Source organism: Hymenobacter terrigena, from assembly GCF_054776515.1.
The window spans coordinates 149,893-166,073 of sequence record NZ_BAAHBU010000003.1; the positions used below are offsets into that span (position 1 = coordinate 149,893).

At 62.7% G+C, this 16,181-nt stretch carries 12 protein-coding genes; 5 read left to right on the forward strand and 7 right to left on the reverse strand.

The features are described from left to right. Positions 1–189: 189 nt before the first annotated feature. From ACYU7Q_RS13775 to ACYU7Q_RS13800, 6 genes are all read right to left on the reverse strand, one after another. The gene (locus ACYU7Q_RS13775; protein ID WP_460610017.1) at positions 190–2,232 is read right to left on the reverse strand and encodes a S9 family peptidase; all 2,043 of its coding nucleotides are present in this window, start codon (positions 2,230–2,232) and stop codon (positions 190–192) included. Between the two features lie 116 nt (positions 2,233–2,348). After that, the gene (locus ACYU7Q_RS13780) at positions 2,349–2,819 is read right to left on the reverse strand and encodes a MaoC family dehydratase (RefSeq protein ID WP_460610018.1); all 471 of its coding nucleotides are present in this window, start codon (positions 2,817–2,819) and stop codon (positions 2,349–2,351) included. A 74-nt stretch (positions 2,820–2,893) separates the two neighbouring features. Then, a complete protein-coding gene (locus ACYU7Q_RS13785; protein WP_460610019.1) occupies positions 2,894–3,655 on the reverse strand; it encodes a DUF4197 domain-containing protein in 762 nt (253 codons plus the stop codon). Positions 3,656–3,813: 158 nt separating this feature from the next. After that, positions 3,814–4,551, reverse strand: a complete 738-nt coding sequence (locus ACYU7Q_RS13790; protein ID WP_460610020.1) for an SDR family NAD(P)-dependent oxidoreductase — start codon at positions 4,549–4,551, stop codon at positions 3,814–3,816. Positions 4,552–4,640: 89 nt separating this feature from the next. Continuing rightward, positions 4,641–5,960 carry a glycoside hydrolase family 1 protein gene (locus ACYU7Q_RS13795; RefSeq protein WP_460610021.1) on the reverse strand — a complete coding sequence of 440 codons (1,320 nt, stop codon included), beginning with the start codon at positions 5,958–5,960 and terminating at the stop codon, positions 4,641–4,643. Between the two features lie 110 nt (positions 5,961–6,070). Then, a complete protein-coding gene (locus ACYU7Q_RS13800; RefSeq protein WP_460610022.1) occupies positions 6,071–6,676 on the reverse strand; it encodes a 2,3-bisphosphoglycerate-dependent phosphoglycerate mutase in 606 nt (201 codons plus the stop codon). 102 nt (positions 6,677–6,778) lie between these two features. Here ACYU7Q_RS13800 and ACYU7Q_RS13805 point away from each other — a divergent pair, with 102 nt between their 5' ends. The 4 genes from ACYU7Q_RS13805 (at position 6,779) to ACYU7Q_RS13820 (ending at position 10,740) form a co-directional block, all read left to right on the forward strand. Further along, positions 6,779–7,417: a bifunctional 4-hydroxy-2-oxoglutarate aldolase/2-dehydro-3-deoxy-phosphogluconate aldolase gene (locus ACYU7Q_RS13805; protein WP_460610023.1), complete on the forward strand. Its 639-nt coding sequence runs from the start codon at positions 6,779–6,781 to the stop codon at positions 7,415–7,417. 149 nt (positions 7,418–7,566) lie between these two features. Beyond that, positions 7,567–8,715 (forward strand): D-galactonate dehydratase, encoded by a 1,149-nt coding sequence (gene dgoD / locus ACYU7Q_RS13810; RefSeq protein ID WP_460610024.1) that lies wholly within the window; start codon positions 7,567–7,569, stop codon positions 8,713–8,715. 150 nt (positions 8,716–8,865) lie between these two features. Then, positions 8,866–9,858, forward strand: a complete 993-nt coding sequence (locus ACYU7Q_RS13815) for a 2-dehydro-3-deoxygalactonokinase (RefSeq protein WP_460610025.1) — start codon at positions 8,866–8,868, stop codon at positions 9,856–9,858. 9 nt (positions 9,859–9,867) lie between these two features. Continuing rightward, positions 9,868–10,740 carry an SMP-30/gluconolactonase/LRE family protein gene (locus tag ACYU7Q_RS13820; RefSeq protein WP_460610026.1) on the forward strand — a complete coding sequence of 291 codons (873 nt, stop codon included), beginning with the start codon at positions 9,868–9,870 and terminating at the stop codon, positions 10,738–10,740. 55 nt (positions 10,741–10,795) lie between these two features. Here the strand turns inward: ACYU7Q_RS13820 and pbpC are convergent, their stop codons facing one another. Beyond that, on the reverse strand, positions 10,796–13,129 hold the full coding sequence (pbpC, locus tag ACYU7Q_RS13825) for a penicillin-binding protein 1C (RefSeq protein ID WP_460610027.1): 2,334 nt from the start codon (positions 13,127–13,129) through the stop codon (positions 10,796–10,798). 307 nt (positions 13,130–13,436) lie between these two features. Between pbpC and ACYU7Q_RS13830 the strand changes: the two genes are divergently transcribed. Further along, complete coding sequence (locus tag ACYU7Q_RS13830; protein ID WP_460610028.1) at positions 13,437–16,166, forward strand: S8 family serine peptidase; 2,730 nt, start codon at positions 13,437–13,439, stop codon at positions 16,164–16,166. The last annotated feature ends 15 nt before the right edge of the window (positions 16,167–16,181 follow it).

Below are 16,181 nucleotides of genomic sequence, written 5' to 3' on the forward strand. Positions count from 1 at the left end.
ACGCGCGCAGAGGTCTTGCGCTTTTTAGGGGCGGTGGGTATTGAGTCCAAAGTTTTTGCAGAAATAAAAGGATGGGATATGCAGCGCTAATACTGGCCGACTGGTAGTTGAGAAGGCTTAGTGGCGCAAGAAGCCAACAAAAAGCCCGGCTCCAAAGGACCGGGCTTTTTGTTGGCTTCGGTTGGGATACTACTTCACGTTAGTCTTTGTCACCAGCTGCACCGTTTTCGGGTCCACGGTGATTTCCTCCAGCCGTTTGGCCACGGCGGGCGGCATGCTTTCCTGATAGCGGCCGTGCAGCTGGCTGGCCAGGAATTTCTCGGAAGCCGCAAACATGGCCATGTTGTTCACGGGCCGGGCAAAGCCGTGGCCTTCGTCGGGAGCCAGCAGGTACTGCACGGGGTAGTTGCGGTCGCGCAGGGCCACCACAATCTGGTCGGCTTCGGCCTTGTTCACGCGCGGGTCGTTGGCGCCTTGCACCACCATGAGCGGCGTTTTGATTTTGTTGGCCGAGCCCAGCGGCGACATCCGGTCGAGGGCCGCCCGGCCTTCCGGAGTGCCGGGGTCGGCCATGCGGGCGTACATCTGCTTGCGGCCGGCTTCCCAGTAGGGCGGGATGGCGTTGAGCAGCGTGGTCAGGTTCGAGGGGGCCACGATGGCCACGGCAGCGTTATACAAATCGGGGGTGAAGGCCACGCCGGCCAGCGTGGCGTAGCCGCCATACGAGCCGCCCATGATGCCCACGCGCTTGGGGTCGGCAATGCCCTGGGCCACCAGGTACTTCACGCCCCAGGTCAGGTCGTCCTGCATTTTGCGGCCCCACTCGCCGTTGCCAGCGTTCAGAAACTGCTTGCCGTAGCCGGTGCTGGCCCGGAAGTTAGGCGAAAGCACGGCGTAGCCGCGGTTGGCCAAGAACTGGTGCATGGCGTTGAACCCGTAAGCGTCGCGCGCCCACGGCCCGCCGTGCGGCAGAATGACGACGGGCAGGTTTTTGGCCGCCACGCCCTTGGGCAAAGTCAGGTACGCCGGAATCTCCAGGCCGTCCGACGACTTGTAGCGCACCACTTTCATGTCGGCCAGGTCGGCGGCTTTCAGCTTGGGGCGGGTTTCGTACTGCTTGGTGAGCTGCTTGGTCTGGCGGTCGAATAAGTACGCCACGCTGGGCTGGGTGGCCGAGCTGGCCGAGAGCAGCCACAGCCGCTCGTCGGTGGTGTGCGACACGGGGTACACATCCAGGCCCGGCAGCTGCTTGCTCACCACGGCAAAATCCTGCTCAAACGCCTTGTCCTTCCACACGCGGCGCATCCGGTCGTCCTCGAAGCTCACGAAAACCGGCTCGTGGGTCTTCTCCGACAGCGCGAGGCTGCCCACGTCCACGCGCTTCAGCGGGTCGGCCTGGTAGGGCTGTTCCTGGCCGGTGGCGGGGTCGAGAAGTACGATTTCGGCCAGGTTGCGCGGGCCTTTGTTGGTGGCCAGGTACACGTGCTGGTTGTCTTTGGCAAAGCCCTCCACGGCGCTTTGCTCGTCAATCGTGGTTTTGTAGAAGGGCGTCATTTTCTCGCCCTCCACGCGCAGCCACTCCGTGCTGCCGTCGGGGTTCGAGCGAGCGGCCAGGCGCAGTTGGTCGTTCCAGTCGAACACCCAGTCGCCGATGCGGTCGGTGTTCTGGCGCACCAGGGTTTTTTCGCCGGTGGTCAGGTTCAGCTTGTACAGGTCGTGCCAGGCTTTGTCGCGGTCGTTCAGGCCAATGTAGAGCGTGTTGGGGTCGGTGAGGGGGGCGTTGATAATCTGCACCCGCACGCCCTTCAGGCCGGTGAGGTCGCGGGCGGCCGGCACGGCCTGGCCGGCGGGCAACGCTTCGGCCGGGTTCACGGCGTAAATGTTGAAGTTCTCATCGCCGGCCTTGTCCTGGCTGTAGAGCAGGTACTTGCCGTCACGGCTCCAGAAGTAGCTGCGCACCGGGCGGGCCTGGTCGTTGGTCATGGGCCGGGCCTTGTCGAAGGGCTCGTCCAGGCCCTTCACCCAGATGTTGCGCGTGCCGTTGTAGGGCCGGATAAAGGACAGAAACTTGCCATCAGGCGAGAGCTGCGCGCCAGAAATCTCGGGGTCGCCGAAGAACAGCTCGCGGTCGATAAGCGGCGGCTGTGCGCTCGGTTTGGCCGCTTGCGCAAAGCTGGTTTGAGGAGCGGCCAGGCTCAGCACGAGGCCCAGGCCGAGGAAAAAGTGTTTCATAATAAAAAGCAGAAAAAGGTGGATGTTGGCGCCAAAGTACACAAAAAAGCCCCGACCACGAAAGCGGTCGGGGCAAGTGGCCGCATCCACCTGGAAGCCGCCAAAAGTGAGGCAATCTACTGGTCCTGAAAATGATACAAAAACGTCACTACGCCCGTATAGGCAGGCTTTTTCACGTTTTCAATCTCCAGCGTGACTTCGATGCGGGTCTTGGCGATGCCGCGCAGGTTGGTCACCGAAAGCATCTTGGCGCGCAGGCGCACGGCGCTGTTCACGGTCACGGCCTGATTGAAGCGCAAGCTTTCGATTTCGTAGTTCACCTGCATTTTCAGGTTCTCGATGGTCACGATTTGCTGCCACAGGTAGGGCAGCAACGCCACCGTTAGGTAGCCGTGGGCAATGGTGGCCTTGAAGGGTGACTCCGTTTCGGCGCGCGCAGCATCGGTATGAATCCACTGAAAATCGAGCGTGGCGGCGGCAAACTGGTCAATTTGGGCCTGCGTGATGGTGTGGTACCCAGACACGCCCAGCTCCTGGCCGGTGTGCGCTTCGAGTTCGGCAAGGCTGCCAATGGTGAGGGTGGACATAAAAAGGGAATGGCGTACGGTTGCGGATTTAGGGCCGCAAACATACGCCACTCCAACGCTGGCCGGGCAATCTGCTAGCTGCGGCTGCCAAATACACGGCGTAACAGCTCGGTGGTGCGGGCCACCGGGTTTTCGCGGATGTTGGCCTCCTCCTGGGCAATGAGCGTGAACAGGCCGTCCACGGCTTTGCCGGTGGCGTACTGGTTCAGGTCGGGCTGCACTTTCTGCACCAGCGGCAGCTGGTTGTAAGTGGTGGCCAGCTGGGTGTAATAGCGCGTGGCGCCCACCTGGTCGAGGCTTTTCTGCATGATGGGCGCGAAGGCCGCGACGAGCTGCGTGGAAGTAGTACGCTTCAGGAACTGCGTGGCGGCGTCTTTCTGGCCGGTCAGGATGTTCCACACGTCCGAAAACGTAAGGCTTTTGATGGCCGAGATGAAGATGGGCTTGGCGCTGCGGGCGGCATCCTCCGCGCCCCGGTTCAGGCTCAGCTCGAACTTATCGACTTGGCTGCCCAGGCCGATGCTGCGCAGCGTGGTGGCCACGCGCTGGGCATCGGGCGGGAAGGGGATGCGGATGAGGCGGTTGAGGTAGAAGCCGTCAGTCTGCGAAGCCTGGTCGGCTCCTTTGCCTATTCCTTGCAGTAGCGCCTCCTTGAGGCCGTTGGCCGCGTCGGCGTTGCTAAGGCCCCCAATGCTGGCGTTGGATGTGCTGCCCGAAGTGCGGGAGCCGGCCTGCTTGACGAGAATGTCCTTCAGGTCAGACAAGCGAAACTGAGCCGAGGCACTGAAGGAGGTCAGCGATAACAGCAGGAGGGCAACGAAAGAGTAGGTTTTCATGGCGCGGGAAAGTCCGGCGGAATGAGCCGGCACCTATCGTTATGCAAGGGGCGTGCCGGGAGTTAGCTAAGAGTGAAGAGGTAGGGGTTAAGAGTTGATTTCGCAGCTACGGCTGCTCCAACTAACTCTTAACCCCTACCTCTTCACTCTTATCTAGATTACAGCCTATCGAGCCGGCCGCCGTCCACGCGCACTTCGGCCCCCTGCACAAAGGCGGCATCATCCGAAGCGAGGTAGGCGATGATGGCGGCCACGTCTTCGGGCTTGCCCACGTCGGCTTTGTCGATGATTTCGACGCCGGATTTTACGTTCGGGTTATCCCACAGCATGGGCGTGTCAATGGCCCCCGGCAGGATGACGTTGGTGCGAATGCCTTTCGGCTTGCCTTCGAGCGACGCGGAGCGAGTGAGGGACAGCATGGCCGCCTTTGCCGCCGCGTAGGGCGCCACCAACGGGCTGGTTTCGATGGCGTGAATGCTGGCCACATTCACGATGCTGCCGCCCGGTTTCATGTGCAGAAAAGCCTGCTTGGTGAAGTAGAATGCGCCCAGCAAATCCACGTTCAGAATGCGTAGCCAGTCGTCGCCGGTCAGCTCTTCCAGGGCTTTGAACTGCATGAGGCCGGCGTTGTTCACCACCGCGTCGAGGCGGCCAAACTGGGCCAGCGTGGCGGCCACGGTGGCTTCCACCTGGGTTTCGGCGGACACGTTGCAGAGGCTGGCCAGCACGTCGGGCGCGCCGGCGGCTTTCACCTCGGGTACGGCGGCATCGAGGTTCGCCTGGTTGTAATCGGCCAGCACCACGCGGGCACCTTCGGAGGCAAAACGCTTGGCAGCGGCCAGGCCGATGCCGCTGGCACCGCCGGTAATGAGCACGACTTTATCTTGAAATCTCATGAAACGAGTAATGTAGCGTGGCCTCTGCGAGTCCGCGCGGGTAAGGTTGAATTCAGGCGCGGACTCACAGCGTCCACGCCACGGACTGGTCAGGCCGCGTCCACCGTTGTGGAATTGGCCTGGGCGGTGGATTTATTCTCGTTGGCCGCTTTCACGTCGGCTTTTTGCTCTTTGGCCCAGGCTTCGTTGCTTTCCTGGGGCATCACGATGGGTACTTGCAGGCACACGCTTTGGGCGGGCAGCACCTGGTCCCAGTCGGCGATGAGCTGCTTGTAGGCCTCGCCCACGGGGCGGATGTTGCGGTCGAGGTCGTATAGGCCCACGGGGTTCAGGCGGCCGTTGTTTTCGCGCAGGGCGGTGTCCCAGTCCACCTGGTCGGTGAGGGAGTACCAGGTGAAGCCCACCATGGGCACGCCGTCGTTGCGCACGCGCAGCACGTTGGCCCACTCTTTCCAGAGCCAGTTCACGGCCTCGTCGCCGTTGATGCCCTGCCAGATGTTGGTTTCGGTGTGCATCACGGGCAAGCGGTAGCGGTCGTGGTACTGCGTGGTGATGACGTGGTAGCCGAAAATCTCGCCCGAAGCGCGGGTGCTGCCGTCGGCCGACACGCGGTGCTCGTTGGTGTAGTAGTAGTCATTGCCCATGATGCAGTGCCGCTTCATCTTGGTTTTCAAGAAGAAGTGATACTCGTCGCGGGTCATGCCGTTGTCCATCAGGAATTCGTACATGCTCGAGTTCACGCGGCGGCCGTAGTTCAAGTCCAGCGACAGAAACCGCTCGGAATTCATGGTTTCGGCGGGGCCGATGGCGGCCGGGTTTTCGGCATGGAAATATTCCGATGACTCGCTCTGGATGAACACCGCGTCGGGCCGCACTTCCAGAATGGCCGCCATGGCCAGCACGTTGGCCTTCACGATGTACTTGAGGGCCGTCACGAAGGGCCGGTCGCCGGTCAGCTGCTCGTTCCACCAGCCGTAGCGGGCCGAAAACTGTGCACAGATGTACATCTCGTTCACCGGCGTGTAGAGCTGCACCCACGGGAACCGCTGCGCAAACGCCTTGGCATACTGCGCAAACAGCTCCGGAAAATCGGGATTCTGGAAGTTGCCAATCCAGTCGGGCACGCCGAAGTGGCACAGGTCGACAATGGGCGCGATGTTGCGCCGCAGCAGGTCCTGAAACGTCACGTCGGCAAAGCTCCAGTCGTATTTGCCCGGCCCCAGAAACGTGGTGTGGATGGGCGGCCCGTAGCGCAGAAACTTGATGCCCAGCTCATCAACAAGGTCAAAATCCTTCTGCCAGAGCTTGTAGTGGTTGCATTTTTCCAGCTCATCCACCCGGTGCTTGCCGTTTTGGATGGTGGGGTTGCTATTTTCGATGCCAGTGGCGAAAAGGAACTGAGGACCCATGAGCGAGGGAAAGGTGATACTGAGCAGCCGAAAGAAGGCCTCGGCTTCTAGTCCTGCTTACTCCTTTCGCCGGGTTCACGTTACGTTCATGCGGCACTGGGGCCGGCGGGCTACAGCGTGCGCAACTCCAGAATCTTCAGCTGCGCATCGAAATGATAAACGCAGACGCCGCCCGTCACGATTTCCAGCCTCTCCACCTGTTCCGGCGTGAGGTGCTCCAGGTACATGCGCAGTGCCCGCAGCGTGTTGCCATGCGCCACAATGAGAATGTCCTGCCCGGAGCGCAGCTTAGGGGCAATTTCAGCCTCGAAGAATTTCACCACCCGCGCCTGCGTCTGTTGCAGGCTTTCGCCGCCGGGCGGGGGCACGGCGTAGCTGCGCCGCCAGATATCAATCTGCGCCTGGCCGTATTTCAGGGCCGTTTCGGCTTTGTTGAGGCCTTGCAGGTCGCCGTACATCCGCTCCCGCAGCGCCCCTACGTGGTGCACCGGAATGGTGGCCCAGGCTGGCCGCGCCACGATGATATCAAGCGTGCGCTCGGCCCGAATGAGGTCGGAGCTGTAGGCCGCGTCGAAATGGTAGCCACGCAGCTTTTCGGCCACGGTGTGGGCCTCGGCCTCGCCAGTGGGGCTGAGGGGTACGTCGAGCCAGCCGGTGAAAATATTGGCCAGATTGGAGGTTGATTCGCCGTGCCGAACGAGCACCAGGTTGGCCATAAGGTTGATTTAAAACGCGCGGAGGCCACCAGGCCTAACCTGCCCGGGCGGTTCTACGTTGCCAGCAAGCTGCAATGATGCGGCCGCCCGCCTGAAGCTCCCATGAACCCGCTCGCCCACATTCTCGAACACAAAGTTGTTGCCATCGTGCGCGGGGCCGACCCCAAAAGCCTGCTCCGCATTGCCCAGGCCCTGCACGCCGGCGGCGTCCGCATGATGGAAGTAACGCTGAACTCGCCCGGCGCGCTGGCTTCCATCGAGGAGATTTCCGGGGCGATGGAAGGCAAAATGCTCGTCGGCGCCGGCACCGTGCTCGACCCCGAAACCGCCCGCGCCGCCCTGCTGGCCGGGGCCAGGTACATTATTTCGCCCACGCTCAACAAGAAAACCATCCGCATGACCAAGCGCTACGGAGCCGTCAGCATCCCCGGCGCCTACACCGCTACGGAGATTCTGAAGGCCTATGAGTTCGGCGGCGACATCATCAAGGTATTCCCGGCCGGGGCCGGCGGGGCCAGCTATTTCAAGGACATCGCCGGGCCGCTGCCGTTCATTCCGCTCATGCCCACGGGCGGCGTTTCATTGGAAAATATCAAGGGTTTTGCTGATGCTGGGGCGAAGGCTTTCGGCCTCGGCAGTGCGCTGGTGGATACTAAGCAAGCCGTGACGGATGAATATCTGGCGCAGCTTACGGATAAGGCGCGGCGGTTTGTAGCGGCCGTGGCCGTGGGAACGATGTAGCTGCCCGTCATGCAGAGCGCAGCGAAGCATCTTTACCGCTGCTACCAATGCTGTCGATTGGATTGCGTTGTGCAGTAAAGATGCTTCGCTGTGCTCTGCATGACCGTTCTTTTTTCGTTCTGAATCATCCCTTCGCCCCATCAGCCCCCATGAAAATTACCCGCTTCGAACTCTTTCAGGTGCCGCCGCGCTGGCTGTTTCTCAAAATCGAAACCGACACCGGCTTCATCGGCTGGGGCGAACCGGTGATTGAGGGCAAGGCCGCCACCGTGGCCGCCGCCGTGATTGAGCTCATGGAAAACCTCATCGGCCAAAACCCGCTCAATATCGAAGACCATTGGCAGGTGATGTACCGGGGCGGCTTCTACCGGGGCGGGCCGATTTTGATGTCGGCCATCGCGGGCATCGACCAGGCGCTGTGGGACATCAAGGGCAAGTACCACGACGCGCCGATTCATCAGCTGCTGGGCGGGCCGGTGCGCGACCGGATGCGCGTTTATTCCTGGATTGGCGGCGACCGACCCGAGCATGTGGGCGCGGCGGCGGCCGACATGGTGGCCCGTGGCTTCAACGCCATCAAGATGAACGCCACCGACGAAGTGGCCTACGTCGACTCCTACGTGAAGATTGACGCCGTGCTGGCCCGCGTGGCCGCCGTGCGGGCGGCCGGCGGGCCGGGCCTGGGCATCGGCATCGATTTCCACGGGCGCGTGCACAAAACCATGGCCAAGGTGCTGGCCCACGAGCTGGAACCCTACCGGCCCATGTTCATCGAGGAGCCCGTGCTGCCGCAGAACAACGAGGCCCTGCGCGAGATTGCGCGGCATACCAGCATCCCCATTGCCACCGGCGAGCGCATGTTTTCGCGCTGGGATTTCAAGCAGCTGCTCATCGATGGCTACGTCGACATCATTCAGCCCGACCTCTCGCACGCCGGCGGCATCACGGAATGCAAGAAAATCATCAGCATGGCCGAGGCATTTGATGTAGCGGCCGCGCCGCACTGCCCGCTGGGTCCCATTGCGCTGGCTGCCTGCCTGCAAGTGGACGCAAGTTGCCACAACGCCTTTATTCAGGAACAGAGCCTGGGCATTCACTACAACCGGGAGAATGATTTGCTCGATTACCTGGTCGATAAATCGGTGTTTGACTATGAGGCCGGGCATTGCCGGATTCCCGGCGGGCCGGGGCTGGGCATTGAAATAAACGAGGAATACGTGCGCCGCCGGGCGGCTATTGGCCACAACTGGCACAATCCCATCTGGCGGAACGTGGATGGGAGTGTGGCGGAGTGGTAGAGGTGCTATGTGTCATACAATAGCCCGTCATGCAGAGCGTAGCATCTTGCCCGCCACCACTAATCCTGTCGTAATGATTTACTGACTGCGGTAAAGATGCTTCGCTGCGCTCTGCATGACGGTTTTTTTGATTCTCATCATTTCTCACCCATGACCCCACCCACCATCTTCCTCAGCTGCGACTGGGGAACCACCGCCTTCCGCCTGCGGCTGGTGGAGCGCGAAACCCTGACCATCATCGCCGAGAAAAGCTCGAAAGAGGGCAACGCGGCCACGGCCGAAGCCTGGCAGCAGGCCGGGCAGCCGCCCGAGCAGCGCGTGGCGTTTTATCTGGCCGTGGTGCGGCAGCACCTGCAGCGGCTGGAAGCGGCGGCCGAAACCACGCTGGCGGGCGTGCCGGTGGTGATTTCGGGCATGGCCTCGTCCACCATCGGCATGGCGGAGCTGCCGTATAAGCCGCTGCCCTTCGCGGTGGATGGCTCGGATTTGCTCACCAAAACCATTGCCCCAACGGCTGATTTCCCGCATCCGGTGCTGCTGATTTCGGGCGTGCAAAGCGAGGACGACGTAATGCGCGGCGAGGAAGTGCAGCTGGTGGGCTGTGGGTTTGAAAACACGCCCGAGGAGCAGCTTTTCCTGCATCCGGGCACCCACGCCAAGCACGTCACGGTACAGAACGGCCAGGCCACGGCCATGAAAACATATATGACGGGAGAGTTCTTTTCGCTGCTTTCGACCAAAAGTATTCTGGCCACTTCGGTGGAGGAAGGCGGGAAGCTGGCCGAGGGCCGGCATCAGCAGTGGTTTGCCCAGGGCGTGCTGGAAGGCCAGCAGGCCAACCTGTTGCACAACGCCTTTCTGGTGCGCACCAACGACTTGTTTCATAAGAACAGCCGGCTGGAAAACTACTTCTACCTCAGCGGCTTGCTCATTGGCAGCGAGTGCCACGAGCTGCTGGCGCATTTGCCGGCCCGCATTGTACTGGCCGGTGAGGCAGTGCTGGTAGACCTCTACGGAGCGGCCCTGCGCGTGCTGGGCATTGCCCACAAGTGCCCGGTGACCACCAAAACCGCCCAGGAAGTGACCCTGAACGGCCAGCGGGCCGTGCTGCAGCAGCACCTCGCCACCTTGCCCACCGTGTAACCCACCCCCATGCAAGCCGAATCCATTCTTCATGCGCAGGCAGCATTGGGCGAGGGCGCCCTCTGGAACCCGGAAACGGCGGAGCTGTTCTGGGTCGACATTGAGGGGCGCGCCTTGCACGTATTCGACCCCGCCACGGGGCACGACCGGCACTACCCGGTGGGCAAGCGCATCGGTACGGTGGTGCCCCGGCACGGCGGCCGCGCCCTGGTGGCGCTGCAAACCGGCATCCACGAAATTGACCTGAACACCGGCCAACTCACCCGCCTTGCCGACCCTGTAACGGACGAAAACCTTCGCTTCAACGACGGCAAGTGCGACCCGGCGGGCCGCTTCTGGGTGGGCACCTTCGACCTGATGCAGCGCGCCCACGCCGGTTCGCTCTACCGCTTCGACCCCGACGGCAGCACCCACGTCATGCTGCGCCACCTCACCAATTCCAATGGCTTGGCGTGGTCGTTGGACCAGCGCACGATGTACTACATCGACACGCCCACCCTCGCCGTGCAGGCCTTCGACTACGACAACGCCACGGGCCACATCGCCAATCCGCGCGTCGTCGTCCGCATTCCCGAGGGCAGCGGTGGGCCCGATGGCATGACCATCGACGCCGAAGGCCAGCTCTGGGTGGCGCTGTGGGGCGCAGGGCGCGTGCATCGGTACGACCCCGCTACCGGCGCATTGCGGCAAGTCATCACCGTGCCCGCGCCGTTCACCTCGTCGTGCGCGTTCGGCGGGCCGGGGCTCGAAACGCTGTTCATCACCACGGCCCGGCGCGGCCTCACGCCGCAGCAAGCAGTCGAATTCCCGCTCAGCGGCAACATTTTTGCCGTGCGACCGGGCGTGGCGGGCGTACCAGCCAGCTTTTTCGGCGAAGCGTAGCGCGGACTTTTAGTACGCGAATTCAGGCTAGCCACTCGCGGACTAAAAGTCCGCGCTACAACTCCTGTACCTGGAGCCGGATGTCCACGTTGCGGCCGTGGTCGTCGGCGCAGGAGATTTTGACGGTGCCGCTGGGCGGGCGGAAAAATACCCGCTCGGTGGCCAAGGCGGCGCGCAGAAACCGGTCGTTCACGTACCAAAACACTTGGCGCACTTCACTGCCCGCCGCGCAGCTGAGCAGCATTTGCTGCTGGTCGTGGCGGTCGAGGATGTACTCGGCATGGTCGAGGGGGGAGGTAATGGTCAGGGCCGCGCCCGCGTCGCCGTCGGTGGCGCGCACGAGGCGGCAGGCGGGGTTGTGCGGGGGCAGGCGGGTGGCGGGCAGCCCCTGCGCTTCGCGGAACGCCAGCACTTCGGGCAGCGGGTTGGGGAAGAGCTGGCGCTTAAACCCGGCGGCCGGCACGCAGGCGCGGCAGTAGCAAATCGTGCCATCGGCCGAAACGAGGGCTTCTTTCTGGTGCTCGCAGTGGCGGGCCGAGGAGGTGCCGGGCAGGTAGTAGTCGATGAGCTGGTTGGGGCAATGCTCGCCGGGCACGAGGCCGGTTTCGGCGCATACGAGGCGGAAGTCGAGGGTGGCGGGCGGCACGGCCCAGCGGTTGGGCGAGTTGTAGGCGAGGGTGTTGAACAGGTCGAAGAGCAGGGGCGAGGCCACGTCGGCCCCGGTCAGGGCAGGGCTGCCCTGCCCGCTGAAATTGCCCACCCACACGCCGATGGTGTAGTCCTGGTTGTAGCCAATGCTCCAGGCGTCGCGGCGGCCGTAGCTGGTGCCGGTTTTCCAGGCAATTTTGGGCAGGTGGCGGCTGTTTTGGTAGCCCATCGGCAGGTCGGGCCGGGTGCGCTGGGCGAGGATGTCGGTGATGAGGAAAGCGGCGGCGGGGGAGAAAAGGGGTTTTGAGGGCTTAGTTTTGAGGGTTGAGTTTTGGGTCTCAAATGGCGCGGTGGTGTGGAGCGGCTGATACTTTCCGCCATCGGCCAGCGCAGCGTACAGGCCCGTCAGCTCCTCCAGTGTGGCCCCACAGCCGCCCAGAATGGTGCTCAAGCCCAGCCGTGGGGCCGCTTTCGCCACGCTCTGGAAGCCGGCTGCCCGCAGCTTATCGGTAAAGACGGGCACGCCCACATCAGCCAGCACGCGCACGGCGGGGATGTTGAGCGAGTAAGTGAGAGCACGCTCCACGGTTACTTCACCGGCGCAGCTTTTGTCGAAATTCTCGGGCCGGAAGCCGCTGAAATTGGTGGGCACGTCGGGCAGCTTCAGCTTCGGCGTCACGATACCCCGGTCCACGGCCAGCGCGTAGAGAAACGGCTTCAGCGTGCTGCCCGGCGACCGGATGGCCCGCACGCCATCGACCTGCCCGCTGCTAGCGGCATCCTGAAAATCGGCCGAGCCGACGTAGGCTTCCACGGCGCGGGTGCGGTTGTTCACCACCAGCACAGCCGCCTGGGTGATGCCCAACTCGCGCAGGCGGCGCACGTAGTTTTTGGTCAGGTCCTCGGCCTTGGCCTGGGGCGCGCGGCGCAGCGTGGAATGAATGATGGGTTGGCCGGGGAACTGCGTCACCAGACGCCGCGCCAGGTGCGGAGCCAGTGTGGGGGCAGCATGGCGTTGCGCAGCCAGCGGCTCATTAATGGCATCTTCAATATCCTGATTCGGAAATAGATGCTGCTGCTGGAACTGCCGCAGCCAGCGGTTGCGCTCGGTTAGAATCCAGTCGTTATTCTTGCCCAATACCAGCACGCGGGGCTGGTTGGGAATGATGGCCAGTGTCACGGTCTGGGCCAGGGAGAGATAGTCTGGCGGCTGCTGAAAGTAGAGCAGCGCGGCCGATTTCACGCCTTCGATGTTACTGCCGTAGGGTACCAGGTTCAGGTAAAGCTGGAGGATTTCGGCCTTGCTGTAATGCGCTTCCAGCTGCGTGGCGCGCAGCATTTCCAGCAGCTTATTCCCAAACGTGCGCTGCTTGGGCTCCAGCAAGCGGGCCACCTGCATGGTGATGGTGCTGGCCCCGGTGGTGCGGCCCTTGCGGAAAATGTTTCGCCCGGCGGCCTGCATGATGGCCAGCGGATTAACGCCGAAATGGTAGCGGAAATACCGGTCTTCCTTCTGGATGATGGCCTGCTGCAAGGCCGGCGTTATCTCGGCCAGCTCGGTTTTCATCCGCCACTTCTGGGTGGGGTTCAGGAAGGCGTGGAGCACTGTGCCGTCGGCGGCCAGCACGATGGGGGAGTAGCGCGGCGCGGGCGGCAGCGGAAACAGCCGGTCGAGGCCCGCCAGCGCCAGCATCCCGCCCAGCAGGGCGCCCCATAGCCGCTTTCCAGTCCGCCGAGTCATAGCCAAAGGTAATCCGCTCGGCGCACAGCAAAAAGGTAATCCTTTGAGAATAAGTTAAAAAGCTGATATAATGGATTTGCTAAAAAACCGACTTAATACGCATGTAAAATATAATTGTTTCAGTGATTTTGAATGATATTTTTAATAAAAATCATGATTTGTGTAAATATTTTCAATGCTGAGTAAAATCCGGGCGAATATGGAGTCCCGTAAATATGCTGTCTCCGGTTTCCGGCGCGGGGCCCACGCCGCCGGAATCGGGCAGCTGATTTTTCACCAAACTTCCTTCTTATTCAACTACGCTTACATGAAAAACAAATTCCTTGCTACCGTTCTGGTGGTGGCCTTCGGCGCGGGCAATGCGTTCGGTCAAGCCATCGTTGACCCCGCCCTGCGCACTGCGCTGCTCACCAACCCCACCGCCCAGGTGGTGGTCACCTTCAACGGCAGCGGCGCGCCCCAGGCCACGCAGCTGCTCGCGCTGCAGCAACTGGGCATCAGCCGCGGCGTTACGCTGCAGGCCCTGCCCATTGCCGGGGTGGTGGCCACGGCCGCCCAGGTAGATGCGCTGGCCCGCAACCCGCAGGTGCGCTCCCTGTACATCAACAAAAAGCTTGACTACTACAACTACGAGGACACCAACCTGACCGGGGTGAAGCGCCTGCGCACCGACCCGCAAACCACGGCCCGCAACGGGGGCACGCCCGTATCGGGCCACGGCATTGGCGTACTCATCAACGACAGCGGCGTCGATGGCACCCACCAGGATATTATGTACGGGTCGCACCTGGTGCAGAACACGCTGGGCTCGACCAACCTGAACTCGCTGAGCGCCATGCTGCCCATCACGTACGTGGAAGGCGTGCCGAACACCGACAACAACTCCGGCCACGGCACGCACTGTGCCGGCATTGTGGGCGGCAGCGGCGCGCGCTCGGGCGGCAAGTACGAGGGCGTAGCGCCGGGGGCTTCGCTGCTGGGCTACGGCTCGGGCGGCGCCCTGCTGGTGCTCGATGCCCTGGGCGGCTTCGACTATGCCCTGACGCACCAGTTCCAGTACAACATCCGGGTTATCAGCAACTCCTACGGGTCGTCGGGGACGTTTGACCCCAACGACCCGCTGAACGTGGCCAGCAAGCGCGCCTACGACCGCGGCATGGTGGTGGTGTTTGCGGCTGGCAACTCCGGCCCGGGGGCCGACACCCACAACCCTTACGCCGTGGCGCCCTGGACCATTTCGGTGGCCGCCGGCGACCGGTACGGCCTGTTGGCTGATTTCTCCTCGCGCGGAGTGAAAGACCAGCAGGGCACGTTTGTAGTGGATGGCCAGACCTGGACCTATAAGAACGAGCCCGTGATTACGGCCCCGGGCGTTGATGTGGTGTCGACCCGCGCCCTGGGCCCGGTGGCCACGCTGGGCGCGCAAACCGACGCCGCCGTGCTTACCCCCGCCGAGCTGCCCTTCTACACGGTGATGAGCGGCACTTCCATGGCCACGCCCCACGTGGCCGGCGTGGTGGCCCTCATTCTGGAAGCCAAGCCGTCGCTCTCGCCCGCTCAGGTGAAGGAGCTCCTGCAAAAAACTGCCACCAACATGCCGGGCCACGAGGCCTGGGAAGTGGGCGCGGGCTACGTGAATGCCTATGCCGCCGTGGACCGGGCCTTCCGCGGCACCAACTTCGGGGCCACTGTGAATTCGACGCGCACCTTCAACAGCAGCGTAAACTCTGCCGCCACGGTGCAGCCCTTCACCGTGAACTACAACCCGGCCACCACGGCCACCAACCAGTTCACCTTTGCGGTGGGCACGGGCGTGAACAGCCTGGAGGCAAAGATTTCGTCGCCCGGCGTGCAGGGCCAGACCGGCAACCTCACCAACCTGATTCTGCTGGACCCCAACGGTGTGCAGTACCGCTCGGGCATCCCGGTTGAGTTTGCCCTAACCCCCGACCGCAGCGTGGCCGTGGCGTCGCCCATCCCTGGCACCTGGACCCTGAAAGTGGACGGCCTGAACGGCGTGGCGCTGCCCGAAACCATCACCGGCAAAATCACGCAGCAAACCCCCGCCGGCACCTCCAACCTAAACGACATCGCTGGCAACCCCGCCGAAGCCGCCATCAAGATGGCGGTTACCAACCGCCTCGTCGACGGCCTGCCCACCGGCTACAAGCCTAACCAGGCTTTGACGCGCCTGCAGCTGGCCGATTACCTGCTCATGGGCCAGGGCATCCGCCAGTATCAGCCCACGGATGGCTCGCGCACTTTTACCGACGTGTCGTTGCCTACCGACATCCTGCTGACCGAATCAGTAGCGGCCCGCGGCGCTGGCCTGCGCGACCGTGCTTTCCAGTACAACGGGGTGATGCTGCCCACCGCTGCCGGTACTTTCTCGCCCAACGGGCTTGTGAGCCGCGCTTCGCTGGCGTACTCGCTGGTGCAGGGCCTGGGTTTCCAGCAGGAGGCCCTGAACCGCAACGGCAAGGCCGTAACGGTCAATTACAACGGTGCCCAGGTGCCGCTGGATGATGCCGCCAGTATCCCTGCCGGCTTGGAGGGCTACGTGAGCCTGGCCCTTGACCTCAACCTCATCAATGCCTACTACTCCGTAACGCAGGGGCCCTACGACCTCCAGCCCACCGTGCATGCCACCTTTAAGCCCACGCAGAGCGTAACCCGTGGCGAGTTTGCCGTTATCGTAACGCGCACTTTCCCGCAGTATAACGCCGTGACGCAGCCAACCACCGCCGCTCGTACTTCGGCCCCGGCCGGCACTGCTTCGCTCTCGCCCGAAACGGCGGCTTACCCCAACCCGTTCACCGGTGCCACCACCATTAGCTACTACCTCAGTCAGGAAGGCCCCGTGAGTGTGGAGGTATTCAACACGCTCGGTGGCAAGGTAAAAACCCTGGTGGTTGACACCCAGGACGCTGGATACCACCAGGTGAAGTTCGACGGCAGCCAGCTGGCCCGCGGCACCTACCTGTTCAAAGTGAAAACCGGCGAATCGGTTTCGACCAAGCGCCTGGTGCTGCAATAGGCGCAAGCGCATTGG

Coding starts and splice junctions, on each gene's coding strand:
- ACYU7Q_RS13785 (WP_460610019.1), bottom strand. CDS start 3,655: ATGAAAACCTACTCTTTCGTTGCCCTCCTGCTGTTATCGCTGACCTCC.
- ACYU7Q_RS13815 (WP_460610025.1), top strand. CDS start 8,866: ATGACCCCACCCACCATCTTCCTCAGCTGCGACTGGGGAACCACCGCC.
- ACYU7Q_RS13830 (WP_460610028.1), top strand. CDS start 13,437: ATGAAAAACAAATTCCTTGCTACCGTTCTGGTGGTGGCCTTCGGCGCG.
- pbpC (WP_460610027.1), bottom strand. CDS start 13,129: ATGACTCGGCGGACTGGAAAGCGGCTATGGGGCGCCCTGCTGGGCGGG.
- ACYU7Q_RS13795 (WP_460610021.1), bottom strand. CDS start 5,960: ATGGGTCCTCAGTTCCTTTTCGCCACTGGCATCGAAAATAGCAACCCC.
- dgoD (WP_460610024.1), top strand. CDS start 7,567: ATGAAAATTACCCGCTTCGAACTCTTTCAGGTGCCGCCGCGCTGGCTG.
- ACYU7Q_RS13790 (WP_460610020.1), bottom strand. CDS start 4,551: ATGAGATTTCAAGATAAAGTCGTGCTCATTACCGGCGGTGCCAGCGGC.
- ACYU7Q_RS13780 (WP_460610018.1), bottom strand. CDS start 2,819: ATGTCCACCCTCACCATTGGCAGCCTTGCCGAACTCGAAGCGCACACC.
- ACYU7Q_RS13805 (WP_460610023.1), top strand. CDS start 6,779: ATGAACCCGCTCGCCCACATTCTCGAACACAAAGTTGTTGCCATCGTG.
- ACYU7Q_RS13820 (WP_460610026.1), top strand. CDS start 9,868: ATGCAAGCCGAATCCATTCTTCATGCGCAGGCAGCATTGGGCGAGGGC.
- ACYU7Q_RS13800 (WP_460610022.1), bottom strand. CDS start 6,676: ATGGCCAACCTGGTGCTCGTTCGGCACGGCGAATCAACCTCCAATCTG.
- ACYU7Q_RS13775 (WP_460610017.1), bottom strand. CDS start 2,232: ATGAAACACTTTTTCCTCGGCCTGGGCCTCGTGCTGAGCCTGGCCGCT.